This is a genomic window from Acinetobacter sp. CS-2, from assembly GCF_016599715.1.
In the GTDB taxonomy this organism is placed as follows: domain Bacteria; phylum Pseudomonadota; class Gammaproteobacteria; order Pseudomonadales; family Moraxellaceae; genus Acinetobacter.
Genome location: NZ_CP067019.1, coordinates 3,080,141 through 3,098,769 on the forward strand (window position 1 = coordinate 3,080,141; position 18,629 = coordinate 3,098,769).

21 protein-coding genes, 2 tRNA genes and 1 pseudogene are annotated in these 18,629 nt (G+C 41.5%); 10 read left to right on the forward strand and 14 right to left on the reverse strand.

Annotated elements, in window-relative coordinates; genetic code table 11:
• Positions 1-107 precede the first annotated feature (107 nt).
• Together JFY49_RS15170 and JFY49_RS15175 are read right to left on the reverse strand one after the other, a co-directional pair.
• Positions 108-302, reverse strand: coding sequence for a hypothetical protein (locus JFY49_RS15170; RefSeq protein ID WP_227609492.1), 195 nt, complete (start codon positions 300-302; stop codon positions 108-110).
• Positions 303-410: 108 nt separating this feature from the next.
• A tRNA-Met gene (locus JFY49_RS15175) sits at positions 411-487 on the reverse strand.
• Positions 488-832: 345 nt separating this feature from the next.
• Here JFY49_RS15175 and JFY49_RS15180 point away from each other — a divergent pair.
• The 4 genes from JFY49_RS15180 to JFY49_RS15195 all read left to right on the forward strand — a co-directional run bounded on the left by JFY49_RS15180 (position 833) and on the right by JFY49_RS15195 (position 3,151).
• A complete protein-coding gene (locus JFY49_RS15180) occupies positions 833-1,177 on the forward strand; it encodes a hypothetical protein (RefSeq protein ID WP_200223349.1) in 345 nt (114 codons plus the stop codon).
• A 275-nt stretch (positions 1,178-1,452) separates the two neighbouring features.
• On the forward strand, positions 1,453-2,715 hold the full coding sequence (gene xseA, locus JFY49_RS15185) for an exodeoxyribonuclease VII large subunit (protein WP_200223350.1): 1,263 nt from the start codon (positions 1,453-1,455) through the stop codon (positions 2,713-2,715).
• The gene (gene xseB, locus JFY49_RS15190) at positions 2,708-2,902 is read left to right on the forward strand and encodes an exodeoxyribonuclease VII small subunit (protein ID WP_200223351.1); all 195 of its coding nucleotides are present in this window, start codon (positions 2,708-2,710) and stop codon (positions 2,900-2,902) included. Before xseA ends, xseB begins: the two co-directional genes overlap by 8 nt.
• Positions 2,903-2,923: 21 nt before the next feature.
• Positions 2,924-3,151 (forward strand): hypothetical protein, encoded by a 228-nt coding sequence (locus JFY49_RS15195; protein ID WP_200223352.1) that lies wholly within the window; start codon positions 2,924-2,926, stop codon positions 3,149-3,151.
• 320 nt (positions 3,152-3,471) lie between these two features.
• Here the strand turns inward: JFY49_RS15195 and JFY49_RS15200 are convergent, their stop codons facing one another.
• The 3 genes from JFY49_RS15200 to JFY49_RS17670 form a co-directional block, all read right to left on the reverse strand.
• A complete protein-coding gene (locus JFY49_RS15200) occupies positions 3,472-3,729 on the reverse strand; it encodes a hypothetical protein (protein ID WP_166170750.1) in 258 nt (85 codons plus the stop codon).
• A 129-nt stretch (positions 3,730-3,858) separates the two neighbouring features.
• Positions 3,859-4,011 (reverse strand): hypothetical protein, encoded by a 153-nt coding sequence (locus JFY49_RS15205; RefSeq protein WP_166170752.1) that lies wholly within the window; start codon positions 4,009-4,011, stop codon positions 3,859-3,861.
• A gap of 66 nt (positions 4,012-4,077) precedes the next feature.
• The gene (locus JFY49_RS17670) at positions 4,078-4,212 is read right to left on the reverse strand and encodes a hypothetical protein (RefSeq protein WP_257230586.1); all 135 of its coding nucleotides are present in this window, start codon (positions 4,210-4,212) and stop codon (positions 4,078-4,080) included.
• A gap of 183 nt (positions 4,213-4,395) precedes the next feature.
• Here JFY49_RS17670 and JFY49_RS15210 point away from each other — a divergent pair, with 183 nt between their 5' ends.
• Positions 4,396-4,623, forward strand: a complete 228-nt coding sequence (locus JFY49_RS15210) for a hypothetical protein (protein WP_166170754.1) — start codon at positions 4,396-4,398, stop codon at positions 4,621-4,623.
• 139 nt (positions 4,624-4,762) lie between these two features.
• Positions 4,763-4,838: transfer RNA gene (locus tag JFY49_RS15215), tRNA-Thr, on the forward strand.
• Positions 4,839-4,917: 79 nt separating this feature from the next.
• Here JFY49_RS15215 and JFY49_RS15220 read toward each other — a convergent pair.
• From JFY49_RS15220 to JFY49_RS15250, 7 genes are all read right to left on the reverse strand, one after another.
• A complete protein-coding gene (locus tag JFY49_RS15220; RefSeq protein WP_166170756.1) occupies positions 4,918-5,751 on the reverse strand; it encodes an SAM-dependent methyltransferase in 834 nt (277 codons plus the stop codon).
• 3 nt (positions 5,752-5,754) lie between these two features.
• On the reverse strand, positions 5,755-7,053 hold the full coding sequence (locus JFY49_RS15225; RefSeq protein ID WP_166170758.1) for an FAD-dependent oxidoreductase: 1,299 nt from the start codon (positions 7,051-7,053) through the stop codon (positions 5,755-5,757).
• Between the two features lie 426 nt (positions 7,054-7,479).
• Positions 7,480-8,355: a pirin family protein gene (locus JFY49_RS15230; RefSeq protein WP_166170759.1), complete on the reverse strand. Its 876-nt coding sequence runs from the start codon at positions 8,353-8,355 to the stop codon at positions 7,480-7,482.
• 268 nt (positions 8,356-8,623) lie between these two features.
• On the reverse strand, positions 8,624-9,187 hold the full coding sequence (gene ahpC, locus JFY49_RS15235; RefSeq protein WP_166170761.1) for an alkyl hydroperoxide reductase subunit C: 564 nt from the start codon (positions 9,185-9,187) through the stop codon (positions 8,624-8,626).
• Positions 9,188-9,402: 215 nt separating this feature from the next.
• Complete coding sequence (ssb, locus tag JFY49_RS15240) at positions 9,403-9,999, reverse strand: single-stranded DNA-binding protein (RefSeq protein WP_166170763.1); 597 nt, start codon at positions 9,997-9,999, stop codon at positions 9,403-9,405.
• A gap of 51 nt (positions 10,000-10,050) precedes the next feature.
• Positions 10,051-11,415: an MFS transporter gene (locus JFY49_RS15245; protein ID WP_166170765.1), complete on the reverse strand. Its 1,365-nt coding sequence runs from the start codon at positions 11,413-11,415 to the stop codon at positions 10,051-10,053.
• Positions 11,416-11,562: 147 nt separating this feature from the next.
• Positions 11,563-12,648 (reverse strand): DUF475 domain-containing protein, encoded by a 1,086-nt coding sequence (locus JFY49_RS15250; RefSeq protein ID WP_200224892.1) that lies wholly within the window; start codon positions 12,646-12,648, stop codon positions 11,563-11,565.
• Between the two features lie 240 nt (positions 12,649-12,888).
• On the opposite strand from JFY49_RS15250, the gene tenA reads away from it, so the two are divergent.
• The gene (tenA, locus tag JFY49_RS15255) at positions 12,889-13,560 is read left to right on the forward strand and encodes a thiaminase II (RefSeq protein WP_166170769.1); all 672 of its coding nucleotides are present in this window, start codon (positions 12,889-12,891) and stop codon (positions 13,558-13,560) included.
• A 251-nt stretch (positions 13,561-13,811) separates the two neighbouring features.
• Here the strand turns inward: tenA and JFY49_RS15260 are convergent.
• Positions 13,812-14,151, reverse strand: a pseudogene (locus JFY49_RS15260) (GlpM family protein).
• A 64-nt stretch (positions 14,152-14,215) separates the two neighbouring features.
• Complete coding sequence (locus JFY49_RS15265) at positions 14,216-14,569, reverse strand: DUF1304 domain-containing protein (protein WP_166170792.1); 354 nt, start codon at positions 14,567-14,569, stop codon at positions 14,216-14,218.
• Between the two features lie 246 nt (positions 14,570-14,815).
• Between JFY49_RS15265 and uvrA the strand changes: the two genes are divergently transcribed.
• Genes uvrA through JFY49_RS15280 form a run of 3 tightly spaced genes read left to right on the forward strand, consistent with a single transcriptional unit; the run spans position 14,816 to position 18,626 of the window.
• Positions 14,816-17,647: an excinuclease ABC subunit UvrA gene (gene uvrA / locus JFY49_RS15270; protein WP_166170771.1), complete on the forward strand. Its 2,832-nt coding sequence runs from the start codon at positions 14,816-14,818 to the stop codon at positions 17,645-17,647.
• Between the two features lie 54 nt (positions 17,648-17,701).
• Positions 17,702-18,202, forward strand: a complete 501-nt coding sequence (locus tag JFY49_RS15275) for a hypothetical protein (RefSeq protein WP_166170773.1) — start codon at positions 17,702-17,704, stop codon at positions 18,200-18,202.
• Positions 18,192-18,626 (forward strand): hypothetical protein, encoded by a 435-nt coding sequence (locus tag JFY49_RS15280; protein ID WP_166170774.1) that lies wholly within the window; start codon positions 18,192-18,194, stop codon positions 18,624-18,626. Before JFY49_RS15275 ends, JFY49_RS15280 begins: the two co-directional genes overlap by 11 nt.
• The last annotated feature ends 3 nt before the right edge of the window (positions 18,627-18,629 follow it).

The window sequence follows — 18,629 nt, forward strand, 5'->3', positions numbered from 1 at the left end:
CAGTCGGATTGATCCGGTTTAAATAATTATTAAGAGCGTAAAGCATGGCATAAGACCATGTATATTTCAGGCATTAAAAAAGCCCACCATTTGGAGAGCCCTTAAATTTAATTCTTTGGCTTTCGTATATAAACTTCAGCCTGATCTGTGGCATCGCACAACTTCACATCATTGGATATCCAAAATCTATACTCAGCATCACCAACAATATATCTCTGCTTATAGTATTCCGAGGTCTTATTTTCTTCGACTTCTTTCGCATTAAAGAATCGCTTATCAAATTCCACCACTTGACCGGCCAAGTCCCCACCAATACATATATTCAATTAAATTGCCTTATGAATAAATAAATCCGCAATAAAAAAACCCAATCTGGGTAGACTGGGCTATAAACTTTGAATCTTTTTCGTTGGTAGCGGGAGCTGGATTTGAACCAACGACCTTCGGGTTATGAGCCCGACGAGCTACCAGACTGCTCCATCCCGCATCAACGAGGTGACTTTATACGTCATAAGCAGCATCAAAGCAAACTTTATTAGAAATAATATAGTCATTTACAGAAGCAATTAGATTAATTAAATATTTTAACCAATACTCGACTCAGTCTTAAACAACGGATGAGAATTTTGCTGCATTTCCTTCATGTTAGTCGTGACGATCCAGAGCCAAATATTCCAAACTTATACTGTACTCAAGGCCAGTTATGGAGTGACATGTAATGAAAACGAAGTAATGCAATTAAAACGACAGAAAATCTACCCGGCTATAAGTCGGGTTTTCTTTTACTGATTTCCGCTTATAATTCACTAACTGATACTAATAACACGAAATCATGAAAACAAAAATATTCACCACCCTACTTATAACTCTTTCAATCACCGGCTGCCAAAAGGAACCAGAGAAGGCTACTGCTTCTCAGAAAACAGATCCTGTGGCACAAGCGCAATTTGATAAATCAGATAAAAAAATTGCTAAATATTTGGATCAACTTGAGAACCCCAATACTCCCCAGGAGGTGCGTAAGCAAATCCTGTGTGTGGACTACCCTGCTGAATACAAAAATAACTACATGCCAGCATTGATGAAGCTTTCACACGATTACATCAGGATAAAACTACTAGCCGACTTAGATTACACCCTGAATTACTACAAGAAAAAAGACAATATCCGGTGCTGAAAGATTCGCATGTGATTTGTAGGAGATCATTATGGAAAGAGCTATTATTGCGGTAATTTTAATTGTTATCCTTATATTGCTAATCATTTTTTATAAGACGAAAAGATAGCTTGTGTGGTCACATATCAAGCCTATCTTCACCCTTTGATACCACGGATAATATTCGATCGCACAGACCCACTTCGGTGGGTTTCTTAATATTTTTCTTCAAATTAACATTGCCCAAATGCTGTCACGACTTTAGTATTTTCTTAATTGTATAAATTAAATACCTTATGTCTGACTTTCAGCTATCTTTAAGCGAATACCTTGCAACAGTCCAGGAAGTTATACGTATAACTTTTGATGAGCCGGTATGGGTCAAAGCTGAAATCCGAAACCTCAGTATTAAAGGTGGTCACTATTATTTAGAGCTGGCTGAGAAAGATGAAAATACAGATAAGGTTATTGCCAGTTGTAAAGCAACGATCTGGAAATTTTCAGCAGCTAAGATGGTTTTAAAGTTTGAACGTGAAAGCGGCATCGAGCTATCAAAGGACCTAAATGTCCTTATCAAAGTTAAAGCTACTTTCAGCCCCCAGTATGGCTTTTCAGTCAATGTAGAAGATATCGATTCAAGCTATACCTTAGGTGATATTGCACGGCGTTATCAGCAAATATTAGAACGCTTAACCACTGAAGGGTTGGTTGATAAAAATAAGTTACTCCCCACTCCTTTTGATATTCAAAATGTCCTGGTCATTGCACCTGAAAATGCAGCTGGTCTTGGTGACTTTAAAAAAGATGCTGATGCCCTGGATCAGGCAGGTGTTTGCCATTTCGTTTATCACAACGCGACCTTTCAGGGAAATACAGCTGCAGTCTCAATTATCAATTCATTGGGCGATGGTTTACGCCAGTGGGCTAAAGCTTTCGATGCAGCTCCGGATCTGATCGTAATTATCCGCGGTGGTGGCGCCGTGAATGACCTGGCTTATTTGAATGATTATGATTTGGCAGCACTACTCTGTAAGCGTTCAGTGCCTATCTGGGTCGGTATTGGCCATGAAAAGGACCGGACGATTCTGGATGAAGTCGCTCACCGCTCTTTTGATACCCCAAGTAAAGTGATTGGTGGTATTCGTAATTTGATTGTGGAGCGAACTCAGGAAGTATTGGAAGCACTACAGACCATTAAGCTCTTATCTCAACACCAGATCACGGCGTATCAGAGCCAGAATGACCACTTAATCAAAGTGATCAAGACTCATGCCCAAAACCAGATTAATGAAGCCAACCGGTCTCTAGATTTAATGAAAGACACCACACGATATTTGGCTCATCAGCAAATTAAACTGGCCTCTACCCAAGTTGAATCTTTATTGCGAGAAACTCTACTGCAGAATCCTCGAAATGTAATGGCCAAAGGTTACGGTATAGTCCGCAGCCAAGATAAAGCCATCCGATCCATTCACCAGGTATCAGATAATTCAATTCAAGTGGAATTACAAGACGGCACCATTGAAGCAACAGTAACTCAGGTAAATCAAAATGACTGAACAAGAATTAACGTTTAAAGAAGGTTATGAAATCTTAAAAAAGAATGCTGAATTACTGGAGTCACAGGAAGAACCAGATATTGATAATTTGATGAAAATCGTTGAAGAATCTATGAGTGCATATAAAGCCTGTAAGTCACGCGTAGATGCTGTGCAACAGGCTTTGAATGATACTTTTAGGGAATAAATAATATATAGAGCGAAGCTTATGAAAGTAAAAGACTTAATAGATAGATTATCAAAATTAGATCCCCAATTAGATTTATATGTAGTTCATGATGATATTGACCATGGACCCAAAGTTTTTTATGTAGATGGGGTAGATACCCATCATGTTGAAACTAGCAGATCGGATGATGGATTGCATCAGGTTAAGTTTGTGACACCCTCAGAAGGTCGTAAAATGGCTTTCATAGATGTTGTTGATCAATTCTAATATCAGAGCGGAGAAAGAAGGATTTCGCAAAAGATTAATAGCATTTAAAATTTTGTTGGTATTTTTGTGGGTATATTGAAAATATGTCTAGATAATAAACATTAATATTCAATAACTTAAATCAATTAGTTTATTCCCTCTTTCGCCAAATTCGAAAGAACTGCAATCCAAAGCAGTGATGAAAGGCTTAAACTATAATGGTTTAGGCCTTTTTTTATCGTATACTATTCAGCAAAAATACCCAGCAGTTCTAAAACCATAAAAATAAACTGGGAAAAATCGTCAAGATTGAGGTTTTTATATTCTCTGCTTTTGAAACATTATTTATCTTCAAAATATTTCTGGCATCCCTGAAAAAATTCCTCGTTGAAATTCATGGACGGATCATCTTTATCATCATCACATTGATCTACAGATTTAAGATTGTCTTGTGCATAGCGATAGCCATAGTATTGCTCTGTCCCCTCCTCAAAGCCACCAAATTCCTGTTCCTTGTTGGACTGAAAATACAGCAATGCAGCAATGGCGATAAACATAAGTACCACGACAGTACTGATCATTTTGGTCCATTTTGTCATCTTATATATTTTCCTTGAGCCTATTGATAAACAATCCTCATCAGAGCACTTTGCCAGAAAAAAGTTACTTATCCCTACCGATGAAATGATAAGAACGAAATGCCTCATTCAAGACCCACAGAAAATCCTTTATTTTTGTTGTCTGATTGGATTTTCAGGCTGTTCGTCCGGATTTTTTTGCGGATTGGCTGTCCCGATATGCTGGTCGGGTTGGTCCGGTTGTGGGTTGGGTGGATTAGGGTGTTTCTGCTGATCTGGTTGTGAATTATCTTGTTCAGTCATGGTTATCTATCCTGTGCATTACCATTAATCAGTTGCGCTACATCAGCATTAATCTACGCCTTAAATTTAATCTTCCAACTCCAGCCATGTTTCAATTTCCATCATTGTAAATGTAATATCTCTAGATGATTGATCTGCAACAACCGCGATGAAATCAGCTTCACATTGATTACCAAAAGCCTGCAAAGTCCGATCTTTCATTAACATGTCACCTAAATGGCACAATTACTGCACGTTATTATTTCAAGCTCAGAAAGTAAAAAACCTGTTGAGATATGATCATATAAATGCAATATTTCCATGATAACAATCATATAACAGAGCCTTAAGTCGACCTGTAACAGCACATTAAACACATAGAAAAACTGCTATTCGGGAGTAGATATGAATACCAGCAATAATTATGTCAAACAAATTAAGAATGCTAAACGTGGTGGTTATACTCCAACGATTGCCAAGGATATGAATAAACATAAAATTCAAAAAGCCCTCCGACTGATCGAACAATGGCGCAAACTGGCCAGCGAACTTAACCCTCAAATGCAAATCGATATGGCTTTAACCCTGGAAGAATGTGCACAAGATCTGGACCAGATTTTAAGGAGTAAATAATCTTTTAAATTGAGAACCAATTATTCAATTGACGAGATGACCGGGAAAAATTGAACAGATCAAGACCAAGTCATCTCTTTCAACCGCTCATTTTTTGGCTTGCGTTTTCAACAAAATTCGCTATTATTCTCTGCACGTTGCCGGCATAGCTCAGTTGGTAGAGCAACTGACTTGTAATCAGTAGGTCCACAGTTCGAATCCGTGTGCCGGCACCATTTTATACTTAGCCTCGCTTTTTAGTGAGGCTTTGTTGTTTTTGCACTTAGCTTTTAAAAATTAAAAATTGCACCATGCTCAGGCATTCTTTGTTGCACTAATCTGTACATAATTGACCAACCCATCCTGATACAGCTGCTGACAAAGCTTTGCGGTCATGCGAATTTTAAAGGCATCCACACCTGTGCCCTGCTTTGGCGATTGCCGCAAATGTTGAAAGTAGTTTGCAAATCCGTATAAAACGGCTTTGGACAAATCACGAATTTCAATGTTGCTAAAATCATGCTGCTGCAAGGTCTGCTCTAATCCCGATGCGGTCATCAAATACTCCAGATTCACATCTGCAGCCTTGAGTAGCCACTTGTATTTCTGCTTTTGTAATGCATTTAAATTCAACCATTGCCCGGACAAGATTAAATAATGAAAACCCAGTCGTCCTTTTGAATTTAAAACACTGTCCACTGAATCGAGAAATGAATTTAAATTGGAATGGTAAGCAGCATCAATGCACAGCACCACATCAAAGCGCTGTTGAAAAGGAATCTGTTTGAAATTTAAAAAGGATTGCGGGTAAATGGCCGTAATGTGCGGAAAATGTTTTTGAATTTGCATGACACAACTGGCTTGCAGTTCCACGGCTTCAATATGCTTAACCCGATAGTGCTGTTGCCAGTACAGTAAACTTGCCCCCTGCCCGCAGCCTAGGTCCAGCAGTCGATCTTTGGCATTTAAAGATACAGCTTGCGCCAATTGATCTGCCAACTGACGGCAAGCTTCTGGATAGGATGACGTTGCATCATCCCAATAGCCCAGATTGCTCCAGGCGAGTACGGCATCATCTCCTAACTGTTTCGCATTGATTGCGTATTTATGTTGAGGAAGTTTCTGCCGAATCGCTTGAAGCCATTTCATATCTTAGTAGCCGAGTTGTGGAGCAACCTCAACTTTAGGTTTTAATCCGGCAAACGGCAATGGTGCACCTAAAATCTCTGCAATATGCATGGCTGAAGTTACGGCAGATTCCAGTACAGGCAATCCATCACAAGACCATGAACCGCAATAGAACACTTTGCGGTTTAAATCATGATGACGGGCTTGCAGTTCTTTATTTAAAGCTACTGTTTGTGAATCTACTACAGCACGGGTTAAGCTCACTGAGGAGATGATTTTTTTCGGATCAATCTCTGTCACCGGCTGCCAGGTTTGGAATACTGGCGATTTACCGACCAAGGTTGGCTCAACCGAATTCAGCCAGACGGTAAATTGCTGACGGGTAAATTTACGGTCCATCATGTAGCTGAGTACGGCCCAATCTTTGCGTTTTGGTGGCATTACCGATTGATCGGTATGAATCACCAGCTGGCCCTGCTCAAATTTAAATTTCTTTAACAGCGCAATATCATCAGCGAATTGTTGGTTATCCAGGAATGTTTCAATTTTATTGGTCGGTGTGGCGACAATCACACGATCAAACAGCTGCTGTTCGCCTTGCTCATTTTCAATCAATACCCTTTCTTGTTGCTGTTGAATATGGGTAATGGCAGAACCGCCACGAATTTCAATGCCTTCAATCAGCTTGTCGACCAGGGCTGGTGTACCGCCCTGCAGACGCAGCAAGGCATCGCCATCGGTCAATTGACGCAAGAAAACCAGCAAGGGTTTGGCAGGCCATTCGCCAATGGTTTTCGGGTTACAAGTACAAATGGTATACAGCACCGGCATTACGGCACCATGCCAGAACACTTCTTCGATATCATTATGATTAATGAATTCAGCCAAGGTGATGTCCTGGTGCTTCGATCTGAAGAATTTCGCAATCGCCGTCTTCAACTGCAGCATGCCTTTCACCATGCGCCAGCCATATTGCTGAATGCCTTTACGGTTATTAATAATCGGAAAATTACCAATACGGCTGCGTGAGGTGGTCAGCCAGGTTTCGGTGCGATCTTCAAATAACCAGCTGCATGCCATATAGGTACGTACAGGAAAGGTCTGGATACCCAGATAGGCCGCCAGACTGAGGGTGTTTTTCCACAAATGCGGGTTCATGACACGCAGGGGGGCATCAATCAGGCCGCCCTCGAATTCAATGCTATGGCTATCCATACCACGACCTGCCAAGGCTTCAAAAATAGTAACGCTATGTCCTGCATCTTTAAGAATTCTTGCGGTAGCTAGCCCAGCCATGCCACTGCCAATAACTGCAATATCCAAAATTATTATCCGTCAGTTACACATAAGATTATTGAAATTATGAACCAAGCCAGCTTAAAAGGCGGTATTAAAATATTCCAGAATGTATGTTTTTAACAAAACTCATCATGATGCACATAAAGTCAAAAATTACATTTATTTATATAGAAAAAACCTTGAAATAAATTTAATAAATTATTTTATTTTTAAAGCATAAAAAACAAAAAACCTTTAAAAAAAGTAATATATATTAACCATTTTTTTAACTAACGTTTTACAAAACCCTTCAATATTATTATGATAGAAAAAGTTAAAACCTGATAACTCCATCACGTTTTCATCAGCCACAACTATACAAATATACCGACAACAAAAAATTCAGTTCGCAAAAAAGCCCCTCAATTTTTAGGGGCTGTTTCTTTTTGAATCAATCCAGTGAATACCGACTTAATCTGTAACCGGAATTTCACCAAACTTACCGCTATTAAAATCATTAAATGCTTGAATAATTTCATCTTTGCTATTCATCACAAAGGGTCCATAGCCTTGAATTGGCTCATTGAGCGGTTGGCCAGTCAGTAGCAGGAATTTGCTGTCTTGCAGTGCCTCAAGTCGAATATCAATTTCGCCATCTTGAGCAAACATCACAATCGAGCTGTCCTGTACCTGCTGCGTTCCATTCAGCTGCATTTCACCCGACAGCAACACCAGCAGCACATTATGATCGACAGGTACATGCAGATGCTGAATCTGCTCGGCTTTTAATTCACCATCCCAGACATTGACCGGACTATGGGTTGAAGCAGGACCTGTATGCCCGGCATAGTTTCCGGCGATCACCCGGATATACCCTGCATTCTGTTCAAACTTAATGACTGGAATGTCTTTTGCTGTAATGGCCTGATATTTCGGTGCGGTCATTTTGTCTGCTGCAGGCAGGTTGACCCAAAGCTGCACCATTTCAAACAGGCCACCCTTTTGGGCAAATTCGGCTGAATGAAATTCTTCATGTACCAGACCTGCTCCTGCCGTCATCCATTGCACATCACCGCTTTGAATGGTTCCACCACCACCTGCCGAGTCTTTATGTGTCACTTCACCCTGATAGGCGATGGTCACGGTTTCAAAGCCGCGATGTGGATGTGAGCCGACCCCATGCTGCTGCGTCGTTGGGCTAAAATGGTAGGGTGCTGCATAATCCAAAAGTAAAAATGGACTGATTGCCTGCCCTAGGCGATCATAGGAAAACAGGTTTTTTACTGGAAAACCGTCACCCACCCAATGCATGTTCTGGTTGCGGTAAACGCCAATTATTTTTTTCATTTCAAACTCCTATCTCTAGGAAACAATATGCACTTATCTTAGATTTTTTAAAGATTCCAGCCTAGCCACAGCGCAATATACAGCGTCGCAAGAATGGAATAATGGATTTTTTCCCCTCAAATTTAATACAAAAAATTATTTCATTCAGATCAATATCATCATTGTCATATAGTCAGAATGATCTATCTTGCTCTTTTACCCAGAACCTGCATAAAAAAATCCAGAATCGAAGTCCTGGATTTTTTTAAGAGAGTATTTTAACTTAAGATTAGATTTTACCGATCAGGTCGATTGAAGGTGCAAGGGTTGCATCGCCTTCTTTCCATTTTGCCGGGCAAACTTCACCGGGGTGAGCATGGACATATTGTGCAGCCTTGACCTTACGTAAAAGTTCTTGCGCATCACGGCCAATACCACCAGCATTGATTTCGATAATCTGGATTTTGCCTTCCGGATCAATGATGAAAGTCCCACGGTCTGCCAGGCCTTCCGCTTCAATTAACACTTCGAAGTTTTTCGCCAAGGTCCAGGTTGGGTCACCCAGCATGGTGTACTGGATTTTCTTGATCTCATCAGAAGAATCGTGCCAGGCTTTGTGAGTGAAATGGGTATCTGTCGATACTGAATAAATTTCTACGCCCATTTTCTGGAATTCAGCATAGTTATCTGCCAAATCACCGAGTTCTGTTGGACAAACGAAAGTGAAATCTGCAGGATAGAAAAATACTACTGACCATTTTCCGATCATGTCCTGTTCAGACACTTCAATGAATTCACCATTTTTATATGCTGTTGCATTGAATGGCTTCACTTCAGTATTAATTAAACTCATGAGATATTCCTCTAGCTCGTTTTCGGGATTGCTTATTTGGTGAAGCTAGAATAAGAAAGATTCTAAAATAGGTAAAACCGTACTTTTTTATAAAAATTATCGGATTTTTAGATTTATAATTTCTATCCTGTTTTTAAAGTGGATTGTTTTAGCCGATAAAAAACCCTTTGCTGTTACAAAGGGTTTGGATGATGACTTGCCGTTCTAATTACAACTTAAAACGGTAAATCATCATCTAAATCTGCCGGTGCAGCTGCTGCTGGTACAGGCTGTTGTTTTGGTGCAAAACCACCCGGGTTGTTATTGCCATAACTATTGCCCTGATTGTTCTGGTTGTTGTTATAACCACCCTGATTGCCATAACCGCCTTGGTTGTTATTATTGTTATTATTGTTGTTATAGCCGCCTTGATTATTGTTGAAACGTGGCTGGTTATAACCCGAGTTATCGCCACTCGCAGCTTGTTCACCTTGCTGACGGTTACTGTCCAGCATTTGCATCTGTTCACCACGAATTTCTGTGGTGTAGCGTTCCTGACCACTTTGGTCTGTCCACTGACGCGTACGCAGTGAACCTTCAATATAAACTTTTGAACCCTTACGTAGATATTGCTGTGCAATTTCACCTAAGCGGTTATGCAACACAATACGATGCCATTCGGTTTGCTCTTTACGCTCACCGGTATTTTTATCAGTCCACGAATCGCTGGTTGCAATCGAGAACTGAGTCAGAGACCCACCATTTGGAAAAGTTTTGGTTTCAGGATCTTTACCTAAAGTTCCAACTAAAATAACTTTATTAACACCACGCATCAGACGTACACTTCCTATTCATTTCTATATTTTACTTTATAAGAGTTATGCTTAAATGGCTACCTCTTTACCCAACAACTGCGTTAAATCTTGTCGCGCAGCTTCATCTATCAGCTGTTTATCAATTTTAACATAAGCAAATTGCTGGTCGGACATCACCACAACCTCTTCAATACCACGAATTGCCAAAAGTTGAGAAGTCCACTCATCCGTTTGTTTTGTCTCGGGCAAGGCCAATACCAATGAAGAAAGATAACGCGGCTGGGCCAAACCAAAGCTGATCAATAACCAGACCACCGCGATCCCCGCCAAAATGCTCCAGCCCAATGAGGTATTATTGAGTAACAAGAGTTGACCGCCAATCATGCCACCGAAAAATGCCCCTAAAAACTGGCTACTGGAATTTACACCCATGGCTGTCGCCTTGGACTGGATTGGTGCAGATTTGGATAACCATGAAGGTAACAATGCTTCCATGACGTTAAAGGCAATAAAGAATAATCCTAAGCCTGCCAATAAAACATATTTGGATTCATAACCAAAAATCAGTACCAGCAAACCCAATACGATTCCAGCAATGGCCGTCAGGAAAATGCCGCGCATTTTGCGATATTTTTCAGCCAGAATAATGCTCGGAAAAGCAAAAAACAGGCTAATAACGAGCAGGGGCAGATAAACCAGACCATGACTGGATAAAGGAATACCAGCAAACTGAATCAGTTGCGATGGCATATATACAAACATTGCAGTCAGCAACAGGTGCAGGGCAAAAATTGAAACATGCAGACGGTTTAAATCGCCCATTTTCAATACCTGTTTCAACTGTGCAGCATAACCTTGCTGGTAATTTTTATGATGACGAGTCACTTTAGGAACAAATAACAGCATCGATATGGCAGCCACACCCATAATAGTCGTCACCCAGAACAGGCCAGAAATTCCCACCAGGCTGGTCAGCCAAGGCCCCAAACTGAAGGCCACCATAAAGGATACGCCAATACTCATGCCCATGACTGCCATGGCTTTACTGCGCTGTTCTTCACGGGTCACATCGGCCAAAAGTGCCATCACCACCGCAGAAACAGCACCACCACCGGCAATGGCACGGCCAATGATTACGCCATAAATGGTCTCGGACATCGCCGCAACCGCACCACCAAGGGCAAACAGCAACAGACCAATAATGATCAAAGGCTTACGACTAAAGCGGTCGGCCAGCAAACTAAATGGTATTTGTAAAATGGCCTGAGTTAAACCATAGACCCCAACAGCTAAACCAATCAGTGCAGGGGTTGCCCCTTGATATGACTGCCCTGCCACCGAAAACACAGGAATAATCATGAACAAGCCCAACATACGCAGTGCAAAAATACTGCTTAAGGCAAAGGTTGAACGGCGTTCTAAAGCATTCATCATATTAATTGGCTTGGGTCTATAAATTTCATTTCGATGGATTATCCTACAACATTCATATTATAAATGCTGATTTTTCAGGAATGAACCACCATAAAAAAGGACGCATTTTCATGCATCCCTATTGTACTCGGTTTTCTTAAAAAACCATTAATGGATTCGTTCTTGACGTTTGCTATATTGAATGGAAGCAATGACTGCCCACACAATAAACGCTACACCAATTAAACCGGTGACTACTTCCGGCACATGCACACCGGTACCACTGGCCAGCATAATGAAGGCTAAAGCCCCAATAGCATAATGCGCGCCGTGTTCAAGATAGATATAAGCATCCAAGGTGCCTTTTTCTACCAGATAAATGGTCATTGAACGCACAAACATGGCACCAATCGCCAGACCGAGCATAATGATCACTACATCTGAAGTAATGGCAAAAGCACCGATTACACCATCAAAACTGAACGATGCATCCAGCACTTCCAGGTAAATAAAACCACCTAAACCGGCTTTAATAACACCTGTAGATGCACCACTGGCATCATGTGCCACTGCATTGCCATCTTCATCAATTTCAGGTTCACCGCCTAACAAGTGGCTCAATACTTGAACCCCAATGTAAATCACAATTCCCCAAATCCCGGCCATGGTCACCACTAAACGTGTGGCTTCTTCTACATTGGCTGCCATAATCAGCAAGCCAATTAAAGCCAGAAAAACTGACATTGCCGGTACATTCGCCAGATTGGATAAACGTGCTTCCAGCCATTTGAACCAGTGGGTATCTTTTTCGCTGTCCAGAAAGAAATTCAGGAATACCAGCAATAGGAATGAGCCACCAAAGGCTGCAATTTCGGCATGATGGGCCATCAGCTTTTCGGAATAACTGATCGGATCATTCAGGGCCATTTTCACAACTTCGAACATACCCATGTCAGCAGTCACGGCCACAATGACAATCGGGAACACCAAACGCATACCAAATACGGCAATGATGATACCAACCGTCAAGAAGATCATTTTCCAGAAATGATCCCAGCCACGCAGTACCGAGGCATTCACCACCGCATTATCGAAAGAAAGTGACACTTCCATGACTGCGAGAATGGCAGTAATGGTCAATGCCGTGAACATGGTCTTTAAACCTGCTTCCGGGCCATGGGTAAAACCCCAGTATGCAGATATAGCCAGACACACGATGGTAAAAATAATGGAGAAACCAAAATGTTTCATTATGATAAATCGACCTATAGACAAATAATTTATATCAAGTGCATTGGACAGAACCTAAAAGAGAGCACTTGAAATTTGATCGCTTCAATTATGACGGCTTTTTTTACTTTAATCCAAAGTTCTTGGTATGATTTTTTTTGAGTACAAATACACTATTTTTTCTACTGCATATCTTGAGCTGAAAACTCTTGTTATAGTCCCGCCTTCTGTAAATTCTTCTTTTAACATCGACAGGATGATGACATGAGCTTTTCTCAAGATGTATGGCAACGCAACTTGGCTTTATACGAAAAAACTTTAGCCCTGCCATTTAACCAAGAACTTGCACAAGGGACTTTGAGCAAAGATATTTTTAGTCATTATGTCATTCAGGATGCGCATTATTTACTGGCTTATGGCCGTGCATTGGCGGTCTGTGCTGCCAAAGCATTTACAGCAGAGGATGTCATGCAGTTTTCAGATGCTGCCAGGATTGCCATTGTGGTAGAACGCAGCCTGCATGCTGACTTTATGCAGGAATTTGACATTAGCCAAGAAGAATTTAGAACCACGCCACTGACTCTGGCTTGTCATCATTACACTTCATTTTTAACCGCCACAGCCTGGTCAGAAAGCTATCCGGTGGTTCTGGCTTCTTTACTGCCCTGTTTTTGGATTTATGCTGAAGTCGGTAAAGCGATTGTTCAACATTCCATTCCGAATAATCCTTATCAGGCCTGGATTGATACCTATGCCGGTGAAGAGTTTAATCAGGCAGTTCGTAACGTAATTGCGACGGTTGATAGCGTAGCTGCTCGTTGTGATGCAGATACTTTAGAGAAAATGCATCATGCCTATACCACGGCTGCCAAACTGGAATGGCTGTTCTGGGATAGTGCTTATGATCAACGTCAGTGGTTAGGTGTGGATGATTAATCCAAAATACCTATTTCTTTTCGGCGGAGTCTTACAGCTATAACATAAATTGAAACAGCTCATTCGTTACTTTGGTTTCGCCCAAAGTAACCAAAGGCATTTGCCATTCGCAAAACTCGCCGATTACCGAAAAATATAAAATTTTTCGCAGAAACATTACTTTAAAAAAGTAGTTCTGCCTCGAACAGTTGCGAATGGCTCTTCCGCGATAGCAAATATTTTTGATGCTTTAATTTTTGTTTATTAAATCATTACTGCTGAAACATCTGCCAGCCATAAATCAGCCCTGCCGCAGCCACAATCCAGCAAAGGGTTGCTATGCTTAAACAGGACCACATCAACATTTTGCTTGCCAGCATATAAATCATCAGCAAATAAATGGCATAGGGAATTAAAGACCATAAACCCAATATGCCATTTTACGCAAAGCTTCTGCACCCTACTGTTGCGACACAATCACATGGGCAATCAGGGCAAAAGTCGGAAAGAGTGACACCAGACCGGCGATATAAAACGCTTTACTCTTGGACAGAAGGAAAATAATAAGTACAACCGCTACCCTAAAATACATTTCAAAAATAAAGCCAGCATCCCGACCCATCCGAACTGATCAATTTATTAAACCGCATAGTCTAAGCTGAAAAATATCGTTTACTTAAACTAAGTTCAGCACAATCAAAGCCAGCAGTGCAGGCAATGCCTGAATATAAATAATTTTTTTACTTGCGGTAATACCGCCATAAATCCCAGCAACCAGCACACAAGCCAAAAAGAAATTTGCCAGTGCAAGTGCATAGCTTGCAGGCGCAAGTAGCGACCAGATCAGGCCTGCGGCTAAAAAACCATTATACAGACCCTGATTTTGTGCCAGCACCTTGGTGAGTTTTGCCTTTTCTGCAGTATTGCCAAAGGCTTTCATACCCAGAGGTTTATCCCACAAAAACATTTCCAAAATTAAAATATAAAGATGCAACACCGCAATCAGGGCGATCAGAACTTTTGTAATAATCATGAGATTTCCGTTTTTTATTTTTCAGACGATATTTTGCATTTTAACGGTGAATCGGTCGAAATACTGAATTTCAATATCTAAATCTATGACTTGCAGGTACAGAGAAAGACCATTTCCATGCATTGAGTTTCAATCCTTGACCAGTCCGACACAAAATGTCGTTTAAATTCTTTTTAATACAGCTTGAACATTTTTCATGCGCTATCATATATAGGTTTTTGATGAATTTTCTAGGATCATTGCATGAGCCAAAGTCACATCCGTATTCGAGGTGCACGTACCCATAACCTGAAAAATGTGTCTCTCGATATTCCACGCGACAAGTTTGTGGTGATTACGGGACTTTCGGGTTCAGGTAAATCATCCCTCGCCTTCGATACCTTATATGCCGAAGGTCAGCGCCGTTATGTGGAATCACTGTCTGCTTATGCACGCCAGTTCCTTTCGCAAATGGAAAAACCGGAAGTCGACTCGATTGAAGGTTTAAGTCCGGCCATTGCTATCGAGCAGAAATCGACCAGCCATAACCCGCGTTCAACTGTGGGAACAATCACGGAAATTTACGACTATTTACGTCTGCTATATGCTCGTGTCGGCACACCCTATTGCCCTGAACATGACTTGCCGATGGTGGCACAAACCGTATCAGAAATGGTCGATGCGGTAAAAAGTCTGGAAGAAGGTACAGCCTTGATGCTGCTGGCCCCTGTGGTGCGTGAGCGTAAAGGTGAATACAGCAACCTGTTTGAACAGCTGCAAAGTCAGGGCTTTGTCCGTGCGCGTGTGGATGGTGAAATTGTTGAAATTGATACTCCACCGGAATTGGACAAAAAGAAAAAGCATACCATTGAAGTGGTGGTTGACCGTTTTAAAGTACGTGATGACTTGGGTAACCGGATTGCCGAATCCTTTGAAACTGCGCTGCGCCTGGGCGGTGATATTGCCATTTTGGCCTGGATGAAAGGCGAGCAACCTGAGCGCGTATTCTCTGCCAAACACTCCTGTCCGGAATGTGACCGTGCGGTTGCCGAACTGGAACCACGCCTGTTCTCGTTCAACAATCCCTTTGGGGCCTGCCCGGTCTGTGATGGTTTAGGTACGCGTAGCCATTTCAGTGCAGAAAAGCTGATTCCCAATACTGAAATTTCGATTAGCCAAGGCGCGATTCGTGGCTGGGACAGACAGCGTCCTTATTACTACAGCATGATTGAAAAAGTCGCCGCCCATTTTGGCTTTTCGCTGGATACGCCGTGGAATGAGCTGGATGCTGAGACCAAAAAGAAATTCCTGTATGGGACCGGCAAAGAAAAAGTCGATTTAAGTTATGTTGATGAACGCGGTCGTAAACATAACCGGGTGCAACCTTTTGAAGGTATTTTGCCGCATCTGGAACGCCGTTACCGTGAAACAGAATCGAACTATGTCCGTGATGATTTAGCACAATATTTGTCTAATGCAGCCTGTGATGCCTGTGGCGGTTCACGTCTGAATGAAATTTCCCGCAATGTCCGGGTCAAAGACAAGACCATTGCCCAGATCACCAAAATGTCGATTGGTGATGCCGAAAGCTATTATCAGGATTTAAATCTTGAAGGGGCTAAAGGCGAAATTGCCGACAAGATTTTCAAGGAAATCCGTGAACGTCTGCACTTCCTGGTCTCTGTCGGTTTGAATTACCTAAGTTTGTCCCGTTCTGCCGAAACCTTGTCTGGCGGTGAAGCACAGCGTATCCGTCTGGCTTCTCAAATTGGTGCCGGCCTGATGGGCGTGATGTATGTGCTGGATGAACCATCCATCGGCTTGCATCAACGCGATAATGACCGTCTGCTGGAAACCCTGGTGCGCTTACGCGACTTAGGCAATACTGTCCTGGTGGTTGAACATGATGAAGATGCGATTCGTGCCGCCGACCATATTATTGATATTGGTCCGGGTGCGGGTGTGCATGGCGGCCATATCATTGCCGAAGGCACCTATGAAGAATTGGCAGCCAATGAAAATTCGCTAACGGGTCAGTACCTGTCCGGCAAGTTAAAAATTGAAGTACCGAAAGTCAGAACTCAGCCGCCAAAACCGGAACAGCAAATCAAGCTGATGGGCGCGGCCGGTCATAACTTGCAAAATGTCGATTTAACCATTCCTTTAGGCGTGATGACTTGTGTCACCGGTGTATCGGGTTCGGGTAAATCAACCTTGATTAACCGTACCCTGTTACCACTGGCCGCAACACAATTGAACGGTGCAACCACGTTAACCGCAGAAAAATTTGACTCGATTGATGGTCTGCAATTCCTTGATAAAGTCGTGGACATTGACCAAAGCCCGATTGGACGTACCCCACGTTCTAACCCGGCAACCTATACGGGTCTGTTCACCCCGATTCGTGAACTGTTTGCCCAAACCCCTGAAGCCAAAGCTCGCGGTTATGCCGCAGGACGTTTCTCGTTTAACGTGAAAGGCGGCCGCTGTGAAGCCTGTGAAGGTGATGGCATGATTAAAGTAGCTATGCATTTCTTACCGGATATGTATGTGCCTTGCGATGCCTGTCATGGCAAGCGTTATAACCGTGAAACGTTAGAAGTCGGCTATAAAGGCAAAAACATTTCCGACGTACTGGAAATGACCGTTGAAGATGCCATGCATTTCTTTGAGGCCATCCCGGTGATTCACCGCCGTCTGGAAACCTTGAATCAGGTGGGTTTAGGTTATATTCGCTTAGGTCAGTCTGCAACCACCCTTTCCGGTGGTGAAGCACAGCGGGTCAAACTCGCGCGTGAACTGGCAAAACGTGATACCGGTAAAACCTTGTATGTACTGGATGAGCCGACTACGGGTCTGCATTTCCACGATATTGCCAAGCTGCTCGACATTCTGCATGAGCTACGCAACAAGGGGAATACCATTGTGGTGATTGAGCATAATCTGGATGTAATTAAAACTGCGGATTGGGTGATTGACCTGGGTCCTGAAGGTGGTGCTGGTGGCGGGATGATTATTGCTGAAGGTACACCTGAAGAAGTGGTGAAATCTAAAGTTTCACATACAGCTAAGTTCTTGAAGCCGTTGTTGAAATAACAATAAAAATCGAGTACAAAGAATTAACCAATATAACTATTCTTTGTACTCGATATGCCTGAAAATTTTTTTAATTGGATAGCCTTTATTGGGGTTGTTGCTACTTGTATTGCAACTGGAATTAGCATATATCAAGCTCACAAATCATATAAAGCTTCACAAAACTCTAAGAATTCAGCTTTGGATGCAGAAAAACATGCGAAAAATATAAAACAAGAACTTAAGAATGTTATTAATCGTAGAGAATTAGATAGAGATGCTCAGAGACTAAAAGAAATTAGAAGTATACTTTCAGAAAAATATACCCGAAATTACAACAATAGAGGCTCAAAATTAAATACACATCTAAGTCAGCTTAACCACCTTCTAAATGAAATTTCTAGTCAAGTGATTTTCCACCCTTACGAACATAAAATCAAAAAAATTCAATCGGATATTCAGACTATCGATATTAATGCTGATGTCCAAACTATCCAATTAGCTATTCAAAGCATAGTTAGTCAAATCAATGAAATTTTAAGAAATATAGATGGAGTCGTAAAAGATGGTGACTAATGAGCAACTAATCCAAGCTTTGTACGAAAATAGAAAACTAAGTATTACTATGAATTATAGAATTTATGGAGAAAAAATTGGCTTTTCACAATCCTATATTTATGCGATAGCAAATGATTTATTCCCTTTTTTTCAACATGAAGGAGACAAAGATCCTTTTATATCTTGTTATAAAATTACATCAGAGCAAATAAATAAAATTGTTAACTATATTGATGAAGAATGGCTCAAGGGAAACCTATACTCGTTTTATGATCTAGAAAATAAGTTTGGAGGTAAAGGATATCGTTCAGAGCTGATCAGAATATTAAGATATACATATTTGGATGATAGATTCGATACTAAACTATGGGAAAAGTTAGTTTCTTGGGCACCTGTAGAAGCTAATAACTTAAATCGACCATTAGATGATTGGGAGATTTAAAAT